Origin of the sequence: Kribbella sp. NPDC058245 (genome assembly GCF_042882005.1) — a bacterium.
Lineage (GTDB): Bacteria > Actinomycetota > Actinomycetes > Propionibacteriales > Kribbellaceae > Kribbella.
Genome location: NZ_JBHVWY010000002.1, coordinates 307,021 through 324,569, shown reverse-complemented (window position 1 = coordinate 324,569; position 17,549 = coordinate 307,021). Strand labels below are relative to the sequence as shown.

General features: G+C 66.8%; 16 protein-coding genes, 1 tRNA gene and 1 pseudogene. 13 read left to right on the top strand and 5 right to left on the bottom strand.

What is annotated here, in order from left to right; genetic code table 11:
- Window positions 1–19: 19 nt before the first annotated feature.
- Both ACFVWG_RS05045 and ACFVWG_RS05040 read right to left on the bottom strand, forming a co-directional pair.
- A complete protein-coding gene (locus ACFVWG_RS05045; protein WP_391541833.1) occupies window positions 20–367 on the bottom strand; it encodes a darcynin family protein in 348 nt (115 codons plus the stop codon).
- On the bottom strand, window positions 364–1,254 hold the full coding sequence (locus ACFVWG_RS05040) for an SDR family oxidoreductase (RefSeq protein WP_391541832.1): 891 nt from the start codon (window positions 1,252–1,254) through the stop codon (window positions 364–366). The genes ACFVWG_RS05045 and ACFVWG_RS05040 overlap by 4 nt, the downstream gene beginning before the upstream one ends.
- 84 nt (window positions 1,255–1,338) lie before the next feature.
- On the opposite strand from ACFVWG_RS05040, the gene ACFVWG_RS05035 reads away from it, so the two are divergent.
- The 10 genes and pseudogenes from ACFVWG_RS05035 to ACFVWG_RS04990 all read left to right on the top strand — a co-directional run bounded on the left by ACFVWG_RS05035 (window position 1,339) and on the right by ACFVWG_RS04990 (window position 10,333).
- Window positions 1,339–1,893: a TetR/AcrR family transcriptional regulator gene (locus tag ACFVWG_RS05035; RefSeq protein ID WP_391541831.1), complete on the top strand. Its 555-nt coding sequence runs from the start codon at window positions 1,339–1,341 to the stop codon at window positions 1,891–1,893.
- Window positions 1,894–2,297: 404 nt separating this feature from the next.
- A tRNA-Leu gene (locus ACFVWG_RS05030) sits at window positions 2,298–2,383 on the top strand.
- A gap of 158 nt (window positions 2,384–2,541) precedes the next feature.
- Window positions 2,542–3,270 carry a transcriptional regulator gene (locus tag ACFVWG_RS05025; RefSeq protein WP_391541830.1) on the top strand — a complete coding sequence of 243 codons (729 nt, stop codon included), beginning with the start codon at window positions 2,542–2,544 and terminating at the stop codon, window positions 3,268–3,270.
- A 16-nt stretch (window positions 3,271–3,286) separates the two neighbouring features.
- Window positions 3,287–3,874: an ANTAR domain-containing response regulator gene (locus tag ACFVWG_RS05020; RefSeq protein WP_391541829.1), complete on the top strand. Its 588-nt coding sequence runs from the start codon at window positions 3,287–3,289 to the stop codon at window positions 3,872–3,874.
- Between the two features lie 394 nt (window positions 3,875–4,268).
- Window positions 4,269–5,510 (top strand): branched-chain amino acid ABC transporter substrate-binding protein, encoded by a 1,242-nt coding sequence (locus ACFVWG_RS05015; protein ID WP_391541828.1) that lies wholly within the window; start codon window positions 4,269–4,271, stop codon window positions 5,508–5,510.
- 83 nt (window positions 5,511–5,593) lie between these two features.
- A pseudogene (locus tag ACFVWG_RS05010) lies at window positions 5,594–5,947 on the top strand (branched-chain amino acid ABC transporter permease); the annotation flags it as partial.
- The gene (locus ACFVWG_RS05005; RefSeq protein WP_391542143.1) at window positions 5,948–6,907 is read left to right on the top strand and encodes a branched-chain amino acid ABC transporter permease; all 960 of its coding nucleotides are present in this window, start codon (window positions 5,948–5,950) and stop codon (window positions 6,905–6,907) included.
- On the top strand, window positions 6,904–8,616 hold the full coding sequence (locus ACFVWG_RS05000) for a branched-chain amino acid ABC transporter permease (RefSeq protein WP_391541827.1): 1,713 nt from the start codon (window positions 6,904–6,906) through the stop codon (window positions 8,614–8,616). Before ACFVWG_RS05005 ends, ACFVWG_RS05000 begins: the two co-directional genes overlap by 4 nt.
- Window positions 8,613–9,587 (top strand): ABC transporter ATP-binding protein, encoded by a 975-nt coding sequence (locus tag ACFVWG_RS04995; RefSeq protein ID WP_391541826.1) that lies wholly within the window; start codon window positions 8,613–8,615, stop codon window positions 9,585–9,587. Before ACFVWG_RS05000 ends, ACFVWG_RS04995 begins: the two co-directional genes overlap by 4 nt.
- 38 nt (window positions 9,588–9,625) lie before the next feature.
- Window positions 9,626–10,333: an ABC transporter ATP-binding protein gene (locus tag ACFVWG_RS04990; RefSeq protein ID WP_391542142.1), complete on the top strand. Its 708-nt coding sequence runs from the start codon at window positions 9,626–9,628 to the stop codon at window positions 10,331–10,333.
- A gap of 124 nt (window positions 10,334–10,457) precedes the next feature.
- Here ACFVWG_RS04990 and ACFVWG_RS04985 read toward each other — a convergent pair whose 3' ends face one another.
- The gene (locus ACFVWG_RS04985) at window positions 10,458–11,198 is read right to left on the bottom strand and encodes a DUF554 domain-containing protein (protein WP_391541825.1); all 741 of its coding nucleotides are present in this window, start codon (window positions 11,196–11,198) and stop codon (window positions 10,458–10,460) included.
- Window positions 11,199–11,329: 131 nt separating this feature from the next.
- Between ACFVWG_RS04985 and ACFVWG_RS04980 the strand changes: the two genes are divergently transcribed.
- A complete protein-coding gene (locus ACFVWG_RS04980; RefSeq protein WP_391541824.1) occupies window positions 11,330–11,950 on the top strand; it encodes a GNAT family N-acetyltransferase in 621 nt (206 codons plus the stop codon).
- Here the strand turns inward: ACFVWG_RS04980 and ACFVWG_RS04975 are convergent.
- On the bottom strand, window positions 11,913–12,332 hold the full coding sequence (locus tag ACFVWG_RS04975; protein WP_391541823.1) for a PaaI family thioesterase: 420 nt from the start codon (window positions 12,330–12,332) through the stop codon (window positions 11,913–11,915). The two genes, ACFVWG_RS04980 and ACFVWG_RS04975, sit on opposite strands and share 38 nt — an antisense overlap.
- Window positions 12,333–12,389: 57 nt before the next feature.
- Between ACFVWG_RS04975 and polA the strand changes: the two genes are divergently transcribed.
- Complete coding sequence (polA, locus tag ACFVWG_RS04970; RefSeq protein ID WP_391541822.1) at window positions 12,390–15,122, top strand: DNA polymerase I; 2,733 nt, start codon at window positions 12,390–12,392, stop codon at window positions 15,120–15,122.
- Window positions 15,123–15,176: 54 nt separating this feature from the next.
- On the opposite strand, the gene ACFVWG_RS04965 is transcribed toward polA, so the two are convergent.
- A complete protein-coding gene (locus ACFVWG_RS04965; protein ID WP_391541821.1) occupies window positions 15,177–15,647 on the bottom strand; it encodes an NUDIX domain-containing protein in 471 nt (156 codons plus the stop codon).
- Window positions 15,648–15,806: 159 nt separating this feature from the next.
- On the opposite strand from ACFVWG_RS04965, the gene ACFVWG_RS04960 reads away from it, so the two are divergent.
- Complete coding sequence (locus ACFVWG_RS04960) at window positions 15,807–17,546, top strand: extracellular solute-binding protein (protein WP_391541820.1); 1,740 nt, start codon at window positions 15,807–15,809, stop codon at window positions 17,544–17,546.
- The last annotated feature ends 3 nt before the right edge of the window (window positions 17,547–17,549 follow it).

Genomic DNA, 17,549 nt, shown 5'->3' with positions numbered 1-17,549 from the left:
TTTGTTTATGTGCCGCTAGTCAGGCGTTGATGGTGGTGGGAGTGGCAGTGCCGTAGTGCTTGGCGTAGCCGTTCTCCACTCCGACCAGGATCTCGACGATGTCGAAGTAGTGATCCCAGAACAGCGTCTCGCGGAGCGCCTCGATGACGAGCTGGAAGGCTTCGTGGTCATCGGCCTCCCAGACCCAGATGTCGGTGACGCGCGCCGAGTAGAACTCGGTGTCGTAGAAACGCGAGCGGACATTGCTGACCCGGTCGCGCACCGTCGGCAGTACGGCGGTCTCGAACGCCTCGATGCGCTCGGGCACAGTCAGGTCGAGCCACTCGCGGCGGGTCTTGACGAGGATGAAGGCTGTCAGTTCGCTCATGTGTAGGCCCCCGCGGTGATGTCCTCGATCAAGCCGGGACCGGTGGGCTTCCAGCCGAGCAGATCGCGGGTGATGTCGGACTTCGCGGTCATCGTGGTAGCGAAGAAGTGGCCGACGACTCCGAAGTGCTCGCCGGCTTCGGCTGGGTCGATCGACACGACCGGTACGTCGAGGGCGGCGCCGAGCGCTTCGGCGATCGCCTTGGTGGTGATGGTCTCCTCGGCCACCGCGTGCAGGCGTGACCCCGCCGGTGCCTGTTCGATGGCGAGCCGGATCAGGTGCGCCGCGTCCGTGCGATGGACGGCCGACCAGGTGGTCTCACCGTCGCCGATGTAGCCGGACACACCGTGCTTGCGCGCGGCGGCTGCGAGCCAGGTGACGAACCCCCAGTCCCCGCGCCCGTGCACCGACGGTGCGAACCTGACCGCCGAGGCCCGCACGCGCCGTACGGCGGATTCCAGCGCAAGGTTCTCGCTGCCTCCTCGGTCCGAGCCGGGGCCGACCGCCGGCGACGGGTCGCTCTCGAGTACCGCGCGCCCTTCGACGATGCCGGACAGGCCGTTGGCAATCACGAATGGACGGTCGGAACCGGCCAAGGCGTCGAGCATGGTCTCGACGGCGGCACGCTCTGCGCGGTCCGACTCTGCCGGGTTGCCCCAGTCGTGCTTGTTGGCCAGGTGTACGACGGCGTCCGAGCTCCCGGCGCCTTCCCGCAGCGAGTTGAGGTCGTCGAGGTCGCCGCGAGGTGCGAGCGCGCCCTTCGCGGTGATTTTGGCGGCGGATTCGTCCGAGCGAGCCAGCCCGACGACCTCATGGCCGGCGGTGAGCAGCTCGTCGACGGTGGCGGACCCGATCCAGCCGGATGCTCCAGTGATGAAGACACGCATGTCGTGTCCCTCCCTTTTAATTTCGGTGCACTGTGTCCAGTAATCTAGCAATATCGAGTCACCGTGTCCAGGTATAGTGCTGCCATGGAGCACGCCAAGGTCGGCCGCCCGCGCAGCGAACAAGCCAGAGAAGCCGTCCTGCACGCCGTCGACGACCTCCTCGTCGAAGGCGGCTACGCGGCCATGTCCATGAAAGGCATCGCCGAACGCGCCGGCGTCTCCCGCCAGACGGTCTACCGCTGGTGGTCCACCAAGGCCGAGATCCTCTTCGAAGCCAGCGCCACCGATGCCGAAGAAGAACTAGCCGTGGCCCCCACCGGCAACCCCCAAGCAGACCTCACCGCCTACCTGAAGGCCCTCATTCGCTTCCTCGCCCACTCCCAAGCCGGCATCGCCTACCGGGCGCTCCTGGGCGAAGCTCAGCACGACCCCGAAGTGGCCCGCCTGGTAGCCACCAAAGACGTCCTAGGCGACAGTGCTCGCACAGTCCTCACCCAAGCCCTACCGGCCGCACCCCCAGATCAAGCCGCCACCCACCTGATCGGCCCCGTCTTCTATGCGATTATGACCGGCCAAAACCCGACCGACCTCAAACCCGCCGAGCTGGCCCGCACCTTCCTCGCCACCTACGAGAGCTAGGACTCGGTCCCACCAGGAGGCCCCGGTCCATGCTGCGGGAACAAACAAGGCCAGTGCTTCCAGTACGACACCACTGAGGTGCACCCAACGGCCTGCGTCCGATGAACCGGACGGCTCGGATGTACGGCGGTGATCGCCGCCGCAACCTCGTCGGTCAGCCGCGGGTACTTGTCGTCGCATGCGATCCGCAACGCGTAGACCTGTCGGCGATGCTCCGACAGACAGCCGTCGCCCAGGTACTACCCAATCAGATGCGTCCTCCGCGGCTAGCGGCCTTATTGGTGACGGCTCTCGATGTTGGCTCGACTCCAGCCGGCGCCTCCGGTCGGCCGCCGCCGGATCGATTGCGGGGTCGATTTTCCCAACCGCGGATCGAGCAGTTAGAGTACTCATGGAGTGCCCTGGCCGAGTTGGCGGAACGGCATACGCTATGGTCTCAAACACCATTGCCCGCAAGGGCTTGTGGGTTCGAATCCCACACTCGGCACCATCTGATCTCTCGTAGATCGGCCAAGAGCTGAACCCATCGACGGTGGGTTCAGCTCTTCTGCTTTGCTCGGCTCCGGCCACAGAAAGTGTCGGTGGGCTTCGAGAGCATGAGATATGGGGCACATCAGGTCGCAGGAGACGGTTGATTCCGCGTTGCGGATGTCGGACGAGGGGTTCAGCGATCGGGCCAATGCGGCCAAACATGGCGTTGCCATCAAGACGATCCGGCGGTGGCGGCGGTTGTATCAGCGGCGCGGGTTGCCGCGGGGGACCGGGTTTCAGGGGACGCCGTGTCCGCGGTGTGATGGCGCCTACCTGGATGAAGCGGCGTACGCGCTGTTGTTGGGGTGGTATCTGGGGGATGGGTGCATCGCCAAGGCCCGGCGGGGCGTGTTCACGCTGCAGATTGTGAACGACGCCAGGTACGCCGACCTCAATCGGGAGATTGCCGAGACAATCATCCGGGTGAAGCCGACTGCCAGCCCGGTGCCTCGACGCGGAACGGGTTGCATCATGACTGAGGCGCGGTGGAAGCACTGGCCCTGTTTGTTTCCGCAGCATGGGCCGGGGCGGAAGCACCTGCGCAAGATTGAGTTGGTGGACTGGCAATTGGAGATCGTTGCCAAGTACCCCGAACAGTTGCTGCGGGGCTTGTTCCACTCGGATGGTTGCCGGTTCGTCAACTGGGCGAGCAAGCCGGGGCGGGAGAAGGTGTATGAATACGTGCGCTATCACTTCTCCAACGAGTCCGACGACATTCGGAAGATCCTGACGGACACGTTGGATGTGCTGGGGATTCCTTGGCGGCAGCCGCGGCGGAATGTGATCGCGGTGAGTCGGCGGGAGGGGGTGGACAGGCTCGACACCTTCGTCGGTCCGAAGAGTTGAGAGGGGGCTCGATACAGTGTTCACCGTGACTGCTAAGCGTGTGGTGATCGCTGAGGACGAGGCGTTGATCCGGATGGATCTGGCCGAGATGCTGGCCGAGGAGGGGTACGACGTCGTCGGGCAGGCCGGCGACGGGGAGGAGGCCATTCGGCTGGCGACCGAGTTGCGGCCGGATCTGGTGATCCTGGATGTGAAGATGCCGAAGCTCGACGGGCTGAGTGCGGCGGAGAAGATCGCGGGGGAGCGGATCGCGCCGGTGCTGATGCTGACGGCGTTCTCGCAGCGGGAGCTGGTGGAGCGGGCCCGGGACGCGGGGGCGATGGCTTACCTGGTGAAGCCGTTCTCGAAGGCGGATCTGTTGCCGGCGATCGAGATCGCGGCGTCGCGGTATGTGGAGCTGGCCGAGCTGGAGCGCGAGGTGGCGGATCTGGCCGAGCGGCTGGAGACGCGCAAGCTGGTGGACCGGGCGAAGTCGGTGCTGCAGACGAAGTTCGGGCTGTCGGAGCCGGACTCGTTCCGGTGGATCCAGAAGACCGCGATGGACAAGCGGGTCTCGATGCGGCAGGTGGCGGAGCTGGTGGTGGACGAGGCCGGCGGTAGCTGAGTGCCGGTCCGGCGGTCTGGTTGCCGACGGCATCGATCCGGCGAACTGCCCGTCGGGGCGACCGCGAGCGGGGGCGGACGGGCGACGTACCGGCGGTGCGGGGCCCGGAGGGGCACGGATTGTCACCCGAAGGTGATATCTGGTGAAGATTTGTCACGGACGGTACTGAACGCGGCAATTCCAGACTCGTGATTCTTCACGCAATCGACTGATCTACTGACTCTGTGTCATCGGATGACGGCTGGGACAGTTCTCAGAATGCACGATGGTCCTTACAGCGGTAACGACCTCACAACACAGCCAGTGCGCTGTTCGCTTGGGAGCACCAGGCGGTCTAACCTGCGGATGCTCGCGGCAAACGCGGGAGTCCGGGGATCGGCCGGACTATCCAGACATGGGAGGAACAGTGCACCAGCGTTCCGTAGTAAGGGTCGGCGCGTCGCTGATCGTTGCGTCGTTGGCCCTGACTGCCTGCGGTTCTCGCAGTGGTGGCGACAACGCCGGGGGGAGTGGCGGCGGCACCAAGACCGCCAAGATCGGCATCATCGCGCCGCTGTCGGGCGACCTGTCGGCGCTGGGCCTCGGTATCCAGCACTCCGTCGAGCTGGCCATCAAGCAGGCCAACGACAACAACACGATCCCGGGCTGGAAGCTCGAGGCCGTGCCGAAGGACGACGAGGGCAAGACCGAGCCGGGCAAGAACGCGGCCACCGCGCTGGCCGGCGACAAGGACGTCATCGGCGTTGTCGGCACGCTGAACACCAGCGTCGCCCAGCAGGTGCAGCCGGTGCTCGACCCGAAGCACATCGTGCAGGTCTCGCCGGCCAACACCGGCCCGGGCCTGACCCAGGGTGCGGACTGGCAGACGGCGCCGAAGCGCCCGTACACCAACTACTTCCGTACCTGCACGACCGACGCGGTCCAGGGCCCGTTCGCGGCCCGGTACCTGTACGAGACCGCGAAGATCACCAAGGTCGCCACGATCCACGACAAGAAGGCCTACGGCCAGGGTCTGGTCGGCACCTTCACCGAGGAGTTCAAGAAGCTCGGTGGCACCGTCGTCGCGGCGCAGACGATCAACCCCGACGACACGAACTTCAGCGCGGTCATCTCGGCGGTCAAGCCGGCCGGCCCGCAGGCGATCTACTACGGCGGTGAGTACCCGCAGGCCGGGCCGCTCTCGCAGCAGATGAAGGCCGCCGGCCTGAACGTCCCGCTGATGGGCGGCGACGGCATCAAGGACCCGAAGTACATCACGCTGGCCGGTAAGAACAGCACCAACGACCTCTCGACCTCGGTCGGCGCCCCGACCGACTCGACCGACGCCGGCAAGAAGTTCCTCGCCGACTACAAGACCGCCGGTTACAAGGAGGACTCCGCCGCGTACGGCGGTTACTCCTACGACGCCGCCAACGCGATCATCAACGCGCTGAAGACGTCGCTGGCCGGGGCCACGGACGTGGAGTCGGCCCGTCAGAAGACGGTCGATGCCATGAGCAAGGTCTCCTTCGAGGGCGTGACCGGCAAGGTCGCGTTCGACCAGTACGGCGACAGCACCTCCAAGGTGCTGACCGTCTACAAGGTCGACGCGGGTGCGTGGGCCACCGTGGAGACCAAGGCGTTCGAAACCAAGTAAGCAAGTCGACCTCATGTCTCGGGGGTGGGAGTGATCCTCCCGCCCCCGTGGCATGTCGGAACTGAGGCAGTTGGGAGGTCGACGTGGACCAGTTCTTCCAGCAGCTCGTCAATGGGCTGACCCTGGGATCGCTGTACGCCCTGATCGCCGTCGGGTACACCGTCGTCTACGGCATCGTGCAGCTCATCAACTTCGCCCATGGCGAGGTGTTCATGATCGGTGCGTTCGGCGCACTGACCACATATCTGTTGTTCTTCGAGGGCAAGACCTCGGTCTGGATCCTGCCGGTGATGATCATCGGCGCGATGATCGCGTCGGTCGGCACCGCGGTGCTGATGGAACGTGTCGCGTACCGTCCCCTGCGGAACGCGCCACGGCTGGCGCCGCTGATCACCGCGATCGGGATCTCGGTGTTCCTCCAGGAGTTCATCCGGCTGATGTACGACCAGCCGGCCTGGACGGTCGTCGTGTTCGCCGGCGGTGCGCTGGCGCTCGGGTTCGTCGCGGGTGCGCGGCCCGGCCGGCCGAACCTGAATCACCCGGTGTCCAAGTGGTCCGACCGGGCCCCGCTGCTCGGTGCGGCCGGCGGCGCCGTGCTGCTCTGGATCATCGCCCGGCTCGCGGTCCGGGAGCTGAACGCACTGATCATCGGCATCATCGTCGCCGGTGCTGTCGTCGGCACCCTGATCGGTTGGGCGCTGTCGGTCAGCGTCAAGAAGACCGCCCGGGTCCACTTCGGTCTGCAGACGCTCGCCATCGCCGCCGGGTCCGCCGTCGTGGCCGCCGAGATCGGCTGGGTGCTCTGGCGGACGCTGATCACTCACGTCGAGTGGCCGAGTGCCAAGCAGAGCATCCCGTTCCCGCAGTTGGACGTGGTCTCCGGTACGGCGCTCACCGTGGGCGGCGTGACGATCCAGCGCTCGGCGATCTTCACGGTCGCGGCACTGGCGATCTGCGCCATCGTGTTGTGGTTCTTCATCAACCGGACCCGGGTCGGCCGCGGTATGCAGGCCGTCTCGCAGGACCCGGACACCGCTCGCCTGATGGGCATCAACGTCGACCGGATCATCGTGGTCGCGTTCGCCCTGGGCGCTGTACTCGCTGCGATCGCAGGTGTATCGCAGGGGCTGCAGAACAGCAACATCCAGTACCGGATGGGCTTCCTGGCCGGTCTGAAGGCGTTCACCGCCGCCGTACTGGGTGGTATCGGCAACATCTACGGCGCTGTCGTCGGTGGCCTCGTGCTCGGGGTCGTCGAGGCGATGGCGACGCAGTACATCCCCGGGCAGTTCGGTGGTAGCACCTGGAAGGACGTCTGGGCGTTCGTGATCCTGATTCTGGTTCTGGTGTTCAGGCCGCAGGGCCTGCTGGGCGCGAGGGTGGTGGACCGCGCATGACGGACGTACGTACCGAGACTCCGGCGGTGCCGGAGGTTCCGGCCGCACCGAAGGCCAAGCCGATCGCCTGGCCGCTCGGCCTGGCCGGTGTGGCACTGGTGATCGTCGGATCGTTCCTGTCCTGGAGCTACGACGGCACGATCCTCAACGATCTGTCGATCGACTTCTACCCGGGTGGTCTGCAGATCCTGGCGATCATCGTCGCCGTGGTCGCGCTCGCGCTGCTGCTGATCGAGAAGGGCGTGCTGGGCGGTCTGGGTTCCTGGGTGGACTCGACCACCGGCCTGCGTGCGCTCGGCGCCGGTCTGTCGCTCTACATGGTGCTGGTGCTGGCCGCGATCTCGACCGAGTCCGACGGTCTGATCAACGTCAACCCCGGCGGCTACGTCACGCTGGTCGGCGCACTGCTGATCGCGGTGTGCGCGTGGATGCTGCCGTTGCGGCAGCTGCGGGCGATGAGCGAGGCGCGGCTGCCGGCTTGGGCCGACATCGTCGCAATCGCGGTGCTGATGGCAGCGTTGCTGTTCGTCGCGGCGTACGCGCTCGGGCTGGAGGACGCCTGGTCGTTCGTGCTCTGCCTGGTGTTCATCGCCACCGTTGTGGTGGCGCTGTTCCGCACCGGCGTGATGTCGTGGCTCTCGCATGCCGGGCAGCGGCACCGCAAGGTGCTGACGCTGGCGTCGTTCGCGGTGGCGTTCCTGTTCCCGTTCACGCAGAACGGGTCGGACGCGAACATGTCGATCGCGACCTCGGTGCTGGTCTTCGCGGCCACCGCGATGGGCCTGAACATCGTCGTCGGTCTGGCCGGTCTGCTCGACCTCGGGTACATCGCGTTCCTGGGTTCGGGTGCCTACGTCGCGGCGACGCTGTCGCAGTCGGCGTTCGCGACGATCGGCTGGAAGCCGCCGTTCCTGGTGGTCGTGCTGGTCGGTGCCTGTGTGGCCGCGCTGCTGGGCCTGGTGATCGGTTCGCCGACGCTGCGGGTCTCGGGTGACTACCTGGCCATCGTGACGCTGGGCTTCGGTGAGATCTTCCGGTTCGCGATGTTCAACCTGGACGGCAACAACGGCCCGAACCTGACCAACGGCCCGAACGGTATTCCCGGTATCCCCGATCTGGAGATCGGCGGGTTCAACTTCGGTGACACGCACGCGCCGCTGGGGATCGAGCTCGGCCGGTTCTCGAACTACTACTTCCTGCTGCTGATCCTGACCGGCGGCGTCATCCTGGTCTTCTCCCGGCTGAACAACAGCCGGATCGGGCGTGGCTGGGTGGCGATCCGGGAGGACGAGAAGGCGGCCGAGGCGATGGGCGTGAACGTCTTCGGGCTGAAGCTGCTCGCGTTCGCGGTCGGCGCGTTCCTGGCCGGTCTGGCCGGCACCATCAAGGCCCATCAGGACGGCGCGGTCAGTCCGGACCAGTACATCTTCCTGGAGTCGGCGTTCCTGCTGGCCGCGATCGTGCTCGGCGGTATGGGCACCATCGCGGGCGTGTTGCTGGGAGCAACGATCCTGAAGCTGCTGCCGGAGAAGCTGCGGTTCTTCTCGGAGTACCGGCTGCTGCTGTTCGGCATCACGCTGGTGCTGATGATGCGCTTCCGGCCCGAGGGGCTGGTGGCGAGCAGACGGCGGCAGCTCGAGTTCCACGAAGAGGACGAGGAGCTGGCCGAAGCGGTCGAGAGTCAGCTGCTGGTCGAGGAGGCGAAATGAGCGTCCAGGACACGGTGCCGGTCACTGCGGCACCGACCGTCGGCGAACCGGTGCTCGAGGCAACCGGTGTGACGATGCGCTTCGGTGGTCTGCTGGCGGTCAACAACGTCAACCTGACCGTCCGCCAGGGCGAGATCGTCGGGCTGATCGGCCCGAACGGTGCCGGGAAGACGACGTTCTTCAACTGCCTGACCGGGCTCTACAAGCCGACCAGTGGTCAGGTGCGGTTCGCGCCGTCGCCGAACCAGAAGGTGCAGCGGAACCGGCGGAAGGTCGCGATCAACGGCCAGGTGACGACGCTGGAGGAGCTGGAGGTTCCGGAGCAGGCTCCGGGGCCGGTCACCCTGACTCCGCCGGTCGCCAGTGCTCTGGCGGGACTGCCGCCGAAGCCGCGGGCGGTCGTCCGGGCCGGGATGGCGCGGACGTTCCAGAACATCCGGTTGTTCGCGAACATGACGGCGCTCGAGAACGTCATGGTCGGCCGGTACTGCCGGACGTCGGCGGGTGCGCTCACCTCGGTGCTGCACGGCCCGAAGTTCCGTCGCGAGGAGGCGGCCACCCGGGCTCGTGCCCAGGAGCTGCTCGAGTTCGTCGGGCTCGGCCGGTCGACCGAGCACCTGGCCCGGAACATGCCGTACGGCGACCAGCGCCGGCTCGAGATCGCGCGGGCGCTGGCCACCGACCCGAAGCTCATCCTGCTGGACGAGCCGACGGCCGGGATGAACCCGCAGGAGACCAAGCAGGCGATGGACCTGATCTTCAAGATCCGGGACGCCGGCCTGGCGGTCGTGGTGATCGAGCACGACATGCGGTTCATCTTCAACCTCTGTGACCGGGTGCTCTGTCTGGTCCGTGGTGAGACCCTGATCGAGGGCACACCGGGTGAGGTGCAGTCCGACCCGCGGGTGATCGAGGCCTACATCGGCACCGGCGAGGACGACGACGATGACGACGAGGAGGTGCAGGCATGACGGCACCTGACACTACCCAGGACCGGCCGCTCACGGCGATGCTCGAGGTCCGCGACCTCGAGGTTGCCTACGGCAAGATCGTCGCGGTGAAGAAGATCAGCTTCAGCGTGGAGCAGGGGCAGGTGGTGTCGCTGATCGGCACCAACGGCGCCGGCAAGACCACCACGCTGCGGACGATCTCGGGTCTGCTCCGGCCGACCCACGGCGAGATCTGGTTCCAGGGCGAGCGGATCGACAACGTCGCCGCGCACGACATCGTCACCCGCGGGCTGGCGCACTCGCCGGAGGGCCGGCGGATCTTCCCGCGGCTGACCGTCGAGGAGAACCTGCTGCTCGGCGCGTTCTCGCGCCGGGACCCGGCCGGTGTCCGCACCGACCTGGACTCGGCGTACGACCTGTTCCCGATCCTGGGGGAGCGGCGCAAGCAGCCGGCCGGGACGTTCTCCGGTGGTGAGCAGCAGATGCTGGCGATGGGCCGGGCGATGATGAGCCGGCCGAAGCTGCTGATGCTGGACGAGCCGTCGATGGGTCTGTCGCCGATCATGATGAAGCGGATCATGTCGACGGTGACCGAGCTGCAGAAGCAGGGCACGACGATCCTGCTGGTGGAGCAGAACGCCCAGGCCGCCCTGAAGCGGGCGGACTTCGGCTACGTGCTGGAGGTCGGTCAGATCAAACTGTCCGGCACCGGCCGTGAGCTCCTGGTCAACGACGACGTCCGCAAGGCCTACCTCGGCGAGGATTGATCAAACACAGCCTCGGCGAGGACTGACCCACCGCATTTCCCTGGCTAGCCAGTCGAATTGGGGGTTCTGCACTCTGAACAAGAGTGCAGAACCCCCAATTTCCGTGCCTAGCCAGGGAAATTGGTCAGTGGCGGATGATGACGAGGAGTTGGACGAGGAGGGGGGCGACGATCAGGGCGGGCAGCATGTCCGCGACCGCGATCTGCTTGATTTTGAGGAGTCGCAGGGCGACGCCGATCAGCATCACGCCGCCGGTGGCGCCCAGGGCGGTCACGTGGGCCTCGGGCAGTACGTCGCCCAGTACGGCGCCGACCGCGGTCATCAGGCCCTGGATCACCAGTACGACGAGCGCCGACGCCATCACGCCCCAGCCGAGGGACGCGGCGAACGCGATCGAGGCGAAGCCGTCGAGCACCGCCTTGAGGAACAGTTGGTCCGCGCCGCGACCGAGTCCGTCGGACAACGCGCCGAGGAACGTCAGCGGGCCGACGCAGAAGACCATTGACGCGGTAACAAAACCTTCCACGAAGGTGCTTTCTCCGTCGGTCCGGCGGAACCGGTGATGCAGCCAGGCGCCGAAGCCCTCCAGCCGCTGCTCGATCCGGAGTAGCGACCCCGTGATGCCGCCGATCAGCATCGCGCCGAGCACGATGAGTACCGGTGCGCTGTCGCCGACCGCGTCGCTGAGCGCCTTGTCGCCCACGGTGAGTGCCGAGGTGATCGCGATCAGCAGCGTCACCAGACCGAGTGCGTCGGTGACCAGATCACGGGTCCGGTGACTCAGTCGATGCCCGACGAGCACACCGAGTGTCGACCCGGCCAGAACCGTTGCAACGTTGACGACAGTGCCGATTCCGATGAACAAACCAGGTCTCCACTCACTCTCCGGGGCGCAGCTTTGCAAGTGACCCCGGAGGGCCTACTGTTGCGCGAGGGCGAGCGTATATCGGGCCCGTTCCGTTCACCTCGGGGGTGGACCAGACCCAGGAGGTCGCCGTGGCAGCTGCCATTGCGGTGAGGGACGCCCAGCGGGGTGATGCCGCCGCTTTGGTCGCGCTGTGGCGTGAGCTGACCACGACCGGTGCCAGCCGCTTGCCGGGGGTGCCCACCGTCGCCGCGGCGGAGGTTGCCGTCAGCAAGCATCTGGCCGACCCGTCGGGCCGGCTGGTGGTCGGTGAGCTGGACGGCCAGGTGCACGCGATGGCCTATCTGCGCCGGGCCGCGGTCAGCCCGCTGCACGATGACACCACGCTCACGGTCGAGTACCTGCACGTCAGCGACGCTGCCCGCCGGCACGGGCTGGGCAAGGCGATGATCGCCGAGGCGGTCGCCTGGGCCGAGCACGAGAGCTGCCCGCACCTGGCCGTGGTCGCACCGGCGATCGCCCGGGAGGCGAACCGGTTCCTGGCCAGGCTCGGGCTCGGACAGGCCGGCGTACTGCGTTTTGCGAACACGCACACGGTCGCCCGCCGGCTCGCAGCCGAGCACGCGCCGAACCTGCTGGCCCTGCTGTCGTCGCGACGGTCCGTGATCGGCCAGCGCCGCGCTCAGCTCGCGCGGCCGGCCCTGGCCGAGTCGGTCAGCTACCCGCCGGAGCCTGAATCAGCTGGCACGTGATCCGCGCCGTACAGACCCGCTTGTCGCGGTCGTCGGTGATGACGATCTCGTACGACGCGGTCGTCCGGCCGAGGTAGATCGGGGTCGCGACCCCGGTGACCGACCCGTCGCGGACGGCGCGGTGGTGGGTGGCGTTGATGTCGACGCCGACCGCGACCTTCCCGTACGACGCGGCGTGCAGCGCGGCGCCGACCGAGCCGAGGCTCTCGGCGAGCACGCAGGACGCGCCGCCGTGCAGCAGTCCGTACGGCTGGGTGTTGCCCTTGACCGGCATGGTCGCGACGACCCGCTCCGGCGAGGCCTCGCTGATCGTGATGCCCATCAGCTGCAGCAGGCTGCCTTCGACGTCCATGCCGGGCGGGAGCGCATTAATGTCTGTCACCGCAGCAGCCTAACCGCCGTGTCGGAAACTGTCCCAGGGAACCACTAGAGTCGGTGTGTGGCTCCAGATACCGACACTTCTACGACGACCAAGGATCCGGTTGCGGCGGCAGGTAACGGCCGGCCGCGGGTCCTGCTGCTGGACGGGCACTCGCTGGCCTACCGCGCGTTCTACGCGCTGCCGGTGGAGAACTTCTCCACCTCGACCGGGCAGCACACCAACGCGGTGTACGGGTTCACCTCGATGCTGATCAACATGCTCCGCGACGAGCAGCCGACGCACATCTGCGTCGCGTTCGACGTGTCCCGCAAGACCTTCCGCTCCGAGCAGTACACGGAGTACAAGGCCGGCCGGACGAAGTCCCCGGACGAGTTCAAGGGACAGGTGTCGCTGGTCAAGGAGGTCCTGGACGCGCTCCGGATCCCGACCACGGAGATCGACGGCTGGGAGGCCGACGACATCATCGCGACGCTGGCGACCCAGGCCTCCGAGCAGGGGTTCGAGGTGCTGATCAGCTCCGGTGACCGCGACTCGTTCCAGCTCGTCAACGAGAACGTCACGGTGCTCTACCCCAAGCGCGGGGTCTCCGAGATCGCCCGGATGGACCCGGCCGCGGTCGAGGCGAAGTACGGCGTCCCGCCGCGGCTGTATCCGGACCTGGCCGCGCTGGTCGGCGAGAAGAGCGACAACCTGCCGGGTGTTCCGGGCGTGGGTGACAAGACCGCCGCGAAGTGGCTGAACCAGTTCGGTTCGCTGAACGATGTGATCGACCGGGTCAACGAGATCAAGGGCAAGGCCGGTGAGTCGCTGCGCGAGCACCTGTCCGACGTGATCCGGAACCGGCAGATCAACGAGCTGATCCGCGACCTCACGCTCGACGTCACCGTCGACGACCTGGTGCGGGTGCCGTGGGACCGCGAGCAGGTGCACACGCTGTTCGACAGCCTGGAGTTCCGGGTGCTGCGCGAGCGGCTGGTCGCTGAGCACGAAGAGGTCGACGCGACGGTCGAGCAGGGTTTCGAGCTGGATGGTGTGCAGCTGAAGCCTGGCGAGGTCGCGGCCTGGCTGCAGAAGCACGTGAGCGCCGGCGAGCGCGTCGGCGTCGCGGTGCAGGGCAGTTGGGGGCGCGGAACCGGTGAGATCACCGGGCTGGCGCTGGCCAACACCGAAGGTGCGGCGGCGTGGTTCGACCCGACCGTGCTGACCCCGGAGGACGAGTCCGCCTGGAAGGCGTGGCTCGCGGATCCGAAGCAGCCGAAGGCTCTGCACGATGCGAAGGGTCCGCTGCTCGGCTTCCTGGAGCGCGGCTGGACGCTGGCCGGCCTGAGCTCGGACACCCAGCTGAGTGCGTATCTGGCCCGTCCGGATCAGCGGTCGTACGACTTGGCCGACCTGACCGTCCGGTATCTGAAGCGTGAGCTCCGGACCGAAGAGGTCGAGAACGGTCAGCTCAGCTTCGACGACATCGAAGGCGGTCCGGCCGCGGACCACACGATGCTGCGGGCGCGCGCGATCGCCGACCTGGCGGACACGCTCGACGCCGAGCTCGAGAAGCAGGCCGGTACGGCGCTCCTCGCGGACGTCGAGTTGCCGCTGATCGACGTGATCGCCGGGCTGGAGCGCGACGGCATCGCGGTCGACCGCCCGTATCTCGAGGAGCTGGAAGAGCGGTTCGCGACCGGTGTGCGCGAGGCCGCAACAGCGGCGTACGAGGTGATCGGCAAGGAGATCAACCTCGGTTCGCCCAAGCAGCTGCAGGTGGTGCTGTTCGACGAACTGCAGATGCCGAAGACGAAGCGGACCAAGACCGGCTACACCACGGATGCGGATTCGCTGCAGGCGCTGTTCGAGAAGACCGAGCACCCGTTCCTGGCGTACCTGCTCGCGCACCGCGACGCGACCCGGCTGCGGCAGACCGTCGAGGGCCTGCTCAAGACGATCAGCCCGCGCGACGCGCGCATCCACACGACGTTCAACCAGACGATCGCCGCGACGGGCCGGCTCAGCTCCACCGACCCGAACCTGCAGAACATCCCGATCCGCACCGAGGAGGGCCGCCGGATCCGGCAGGCGTTCGTCGTCGGCGAGGGCTACGAGTCGCTGATGTCGGCCGACTACAGCCAGATCGAGATGCGGATCATGGCGCACGTGTCGAAGGACGAGGGCCTGATCGCGGCCTTCAACTCCGGCATGGACTTTCACTCGGTGACCGCGTCGCGGGTCTTCCAGGTCGAGCCGGGCGAGGTCACCCAGGAGCAGCGCGCCAAGATCAAGGCGATGAACTACGGCCTCGCCTACGGCCTGTCGGCCTACGGGCTGAGCCAGCAGCTGAAGATCGGCGTCGACGAGGCCAAGGGCCTGATGGACGAGTACTTCGAGGGCTTCGGCGGTGTCCGCGACTACCTGCGCAGCATCGTCCTCGAGGCCGGCAAGAGCGGCTACACCGAGACCATCCTCGGCCGCCGCCGCTACCTGCCCGACCTCACCAGCGACAACCGCCAGCGCCGCGAGATGGCCGAGCGGATGGCGCTCAACGCCCCCATCCAGGGCTCGGCCGCCGACGTGATCAAGATGGCCATGCTCAAGGTCGACTCGTCGCTGAAGTCCTCGGGCCTGCAGTCCCGGATGCTCCTCCAGGTCCACGACGAGCTGGTCTTCGAAGTCGCCCCCGGCGAACGCGACCAGCTGGAAGAGCTCGTCCGCCGCGACATGGGCGCCGCCGTCGACATGGACGTCCCTCTCGACGTCTCCGTCGGCGTAGGCCGCACCTGGCACGAAGCCGCCCACTAACACCTGTTGCACGACGAGCGCCGGCTGCTACCCGCGGTCGGCGCTCGTTGCTGTTCAGGAGAAGTAGGACGGCAGCTCGTCGGGGGAGAGGGCTCGCTGGAGGAACCTCAGCTCTTCTTCCCGCAGTGGTGGGAGGTTGTCGAGGGGCCACCAGCGGACGTCGAGGCACTCGTCGTCGTTGACGCGGGCGTCGCCGGAGATGGGGCGGCAGCGGAAGCAGAGGTCGAGGAACTGGACCTGGTCGCCGTTGGGGTAGGTGTGCGGCGGGAACGACTCGACGTTGAGGAGGCGTTCGACCTCGGCGTGGACGGCGGTCTCTTCGTGGATCTCGCGGACCAGGGCGACGGCGGGTTGTTCGCCGGGCTCGAGGATGCCGGCGGGGAGCGACCATTGGCCGCTGTCGGTGCGCTGGACCAGGAGGACCTGGTCGTGGTCATCGAGGACGACGGCGGTCAGGCCGGTGAGCCAGAGCAGGTCGTGACCGATCTTCTCGCGCAGCTCGAGGATGAACTTCGGGGTCGTCATGCGACGACCCTAGCGAACCCCGGAGCAACTTTCTTTCCTGAGGAAAGTAGCAACGGGTGCTCACTCACCCCTTTCGGACAGATCCGATCTCTGCCATCCTGCGGGGCATTCCGATCGTAGATCCTATCGGATATCTCACACACCGTAGCGGGAGGCGAGATGCGCAAGGACGTGAAGCGCCGGACGTTCGTGGCCGGAGCACTCGGAGTCGCAGCGACCGGCGGGAGTGGACTGCTGAGCGGTTGCGGCTCCGGTACGGCGGATGTCGGCGCGGCGCCGGAGAGCCTGACCCAGCCGGTCGCGGAGCTCGGCCCGGTGAAGTCCGGAATCAACTACCCACCGGAGTACGTCGGGCCGAAGGCGCGGCGGCAGCAGACGATCGTGACCGAGCCGGCGACGTTCACCGTGGTGGTCCCGCAGAGTCTCACCGTCGGCGACTGGAACAAGAACGAGTTCACCCGCTGGATGGAGCAGCAGACCGGGATCCGGATCCAGTGGCGGCAGGTGGCCGGCAAGGGCAACGACCCGGAGACGATGACGAAGGTCAACGCGATGATGGCGGCCGGCGACATCCCGGACGCGTTCCTCGGGATCACCTTCACCCGCTCGCAGCTCTACCTGTACGGCGCACAGAACCTGTTCGTCGACCTGAATCCGTACCTGGAGCGGTACGCCCCCAACCTCCAGCTCGCGATGAAGGACTACCCCGAGACGCCGAAGCTGCTGGTCTCACCGGACAAAGGCGTCTACAGCTTCCCCGACTTCAACGACTGCTATCACTGCCGCGCCTCCAACGGCCGCGCGTTGCTCAACACCGAGTGGCTGCGCAAGGTCGGGCTGGCGATGCCGGAGACCACCGATGAATTCCGTGAGGTGCTGACCGCCTTCAAGAAGGCCGACCTCGCCGGCGGCGGCAAGACGATCCCGTTCGGCGGCTACAAGGACGCACCGCTGGACACGTTCTTCATGAACTCGTTCCTCTACAACGCCGGCGATCCGTGGCTCGCCGTCAACGACGGCAAGGTCGAGGCGAACTACATCAAGGACGAGTGGCGCGAAGGCCTCAAGTATCTGCACGGCCTGTACGCCGACGGCCTGCTGGCGAAGGACATCTTCACCGCGAACGAGGACCAGATCAAGCGGTACGGCGACAACCCCGGTACCGCGCTTCTCGGCGGCGCGCGCGTCTATTACTGGGGCACGTTGATGACGCTGGACCTCGTCGACCCCAAGGCCCGGTGGCGCGAGTACGAGACCATGGATCCGCTGAAGGGACCGAACGGCGTACAGGTCGCGCCGTGGGACTACCTCAAGGTCGGTCTCGAGGTGTCGACCCTGGTCGTGACCCGCAAGTGCAAGCGGCCTGACCTTCTGGTCCGGTGGGCCGATTACCAGCTCGATCTCGAGGTCGTCCTGCGTTCGTACGCCGGTCCGGACTTCCGCTGGTCGGCCAAGGGCGACAAGGGCATCAACGGCAAGCAGTCGATCTACGGCATGGACTCGTGGAACACCGACGCGACGAAGGGCAAGACCTGGGACCAGTACGGCGTGATGTACCGGTCCGGTGATTTCCGGCTGGCCGAGCGGGTGGACCCGAAGAAGCCGACGTTCGAGTCGCCGCTGTACGAGCAGACCCGGGATCACCTGTTCCCGCATCGGCAGCCGATGGAGCAGCAGTTCCCGCCGGTCACGCTCGAGGCCGACCAGGCCGCACTGGACGCCGAGATCGGGCTGAACCTCAAGTCCGAGGTGACCGGCTCGATGGCCAAGTTCGTCACCGGCCGGCTCGATCCCGCCGACGACGGGCAGTGGGACGACTACAAGAGCCGGATCGGTCAGATCGGGCTGAAGCCGTACCTGGAGATCCAGCAGGCCGCCTACGAGACCTATCAGGGGTGATGA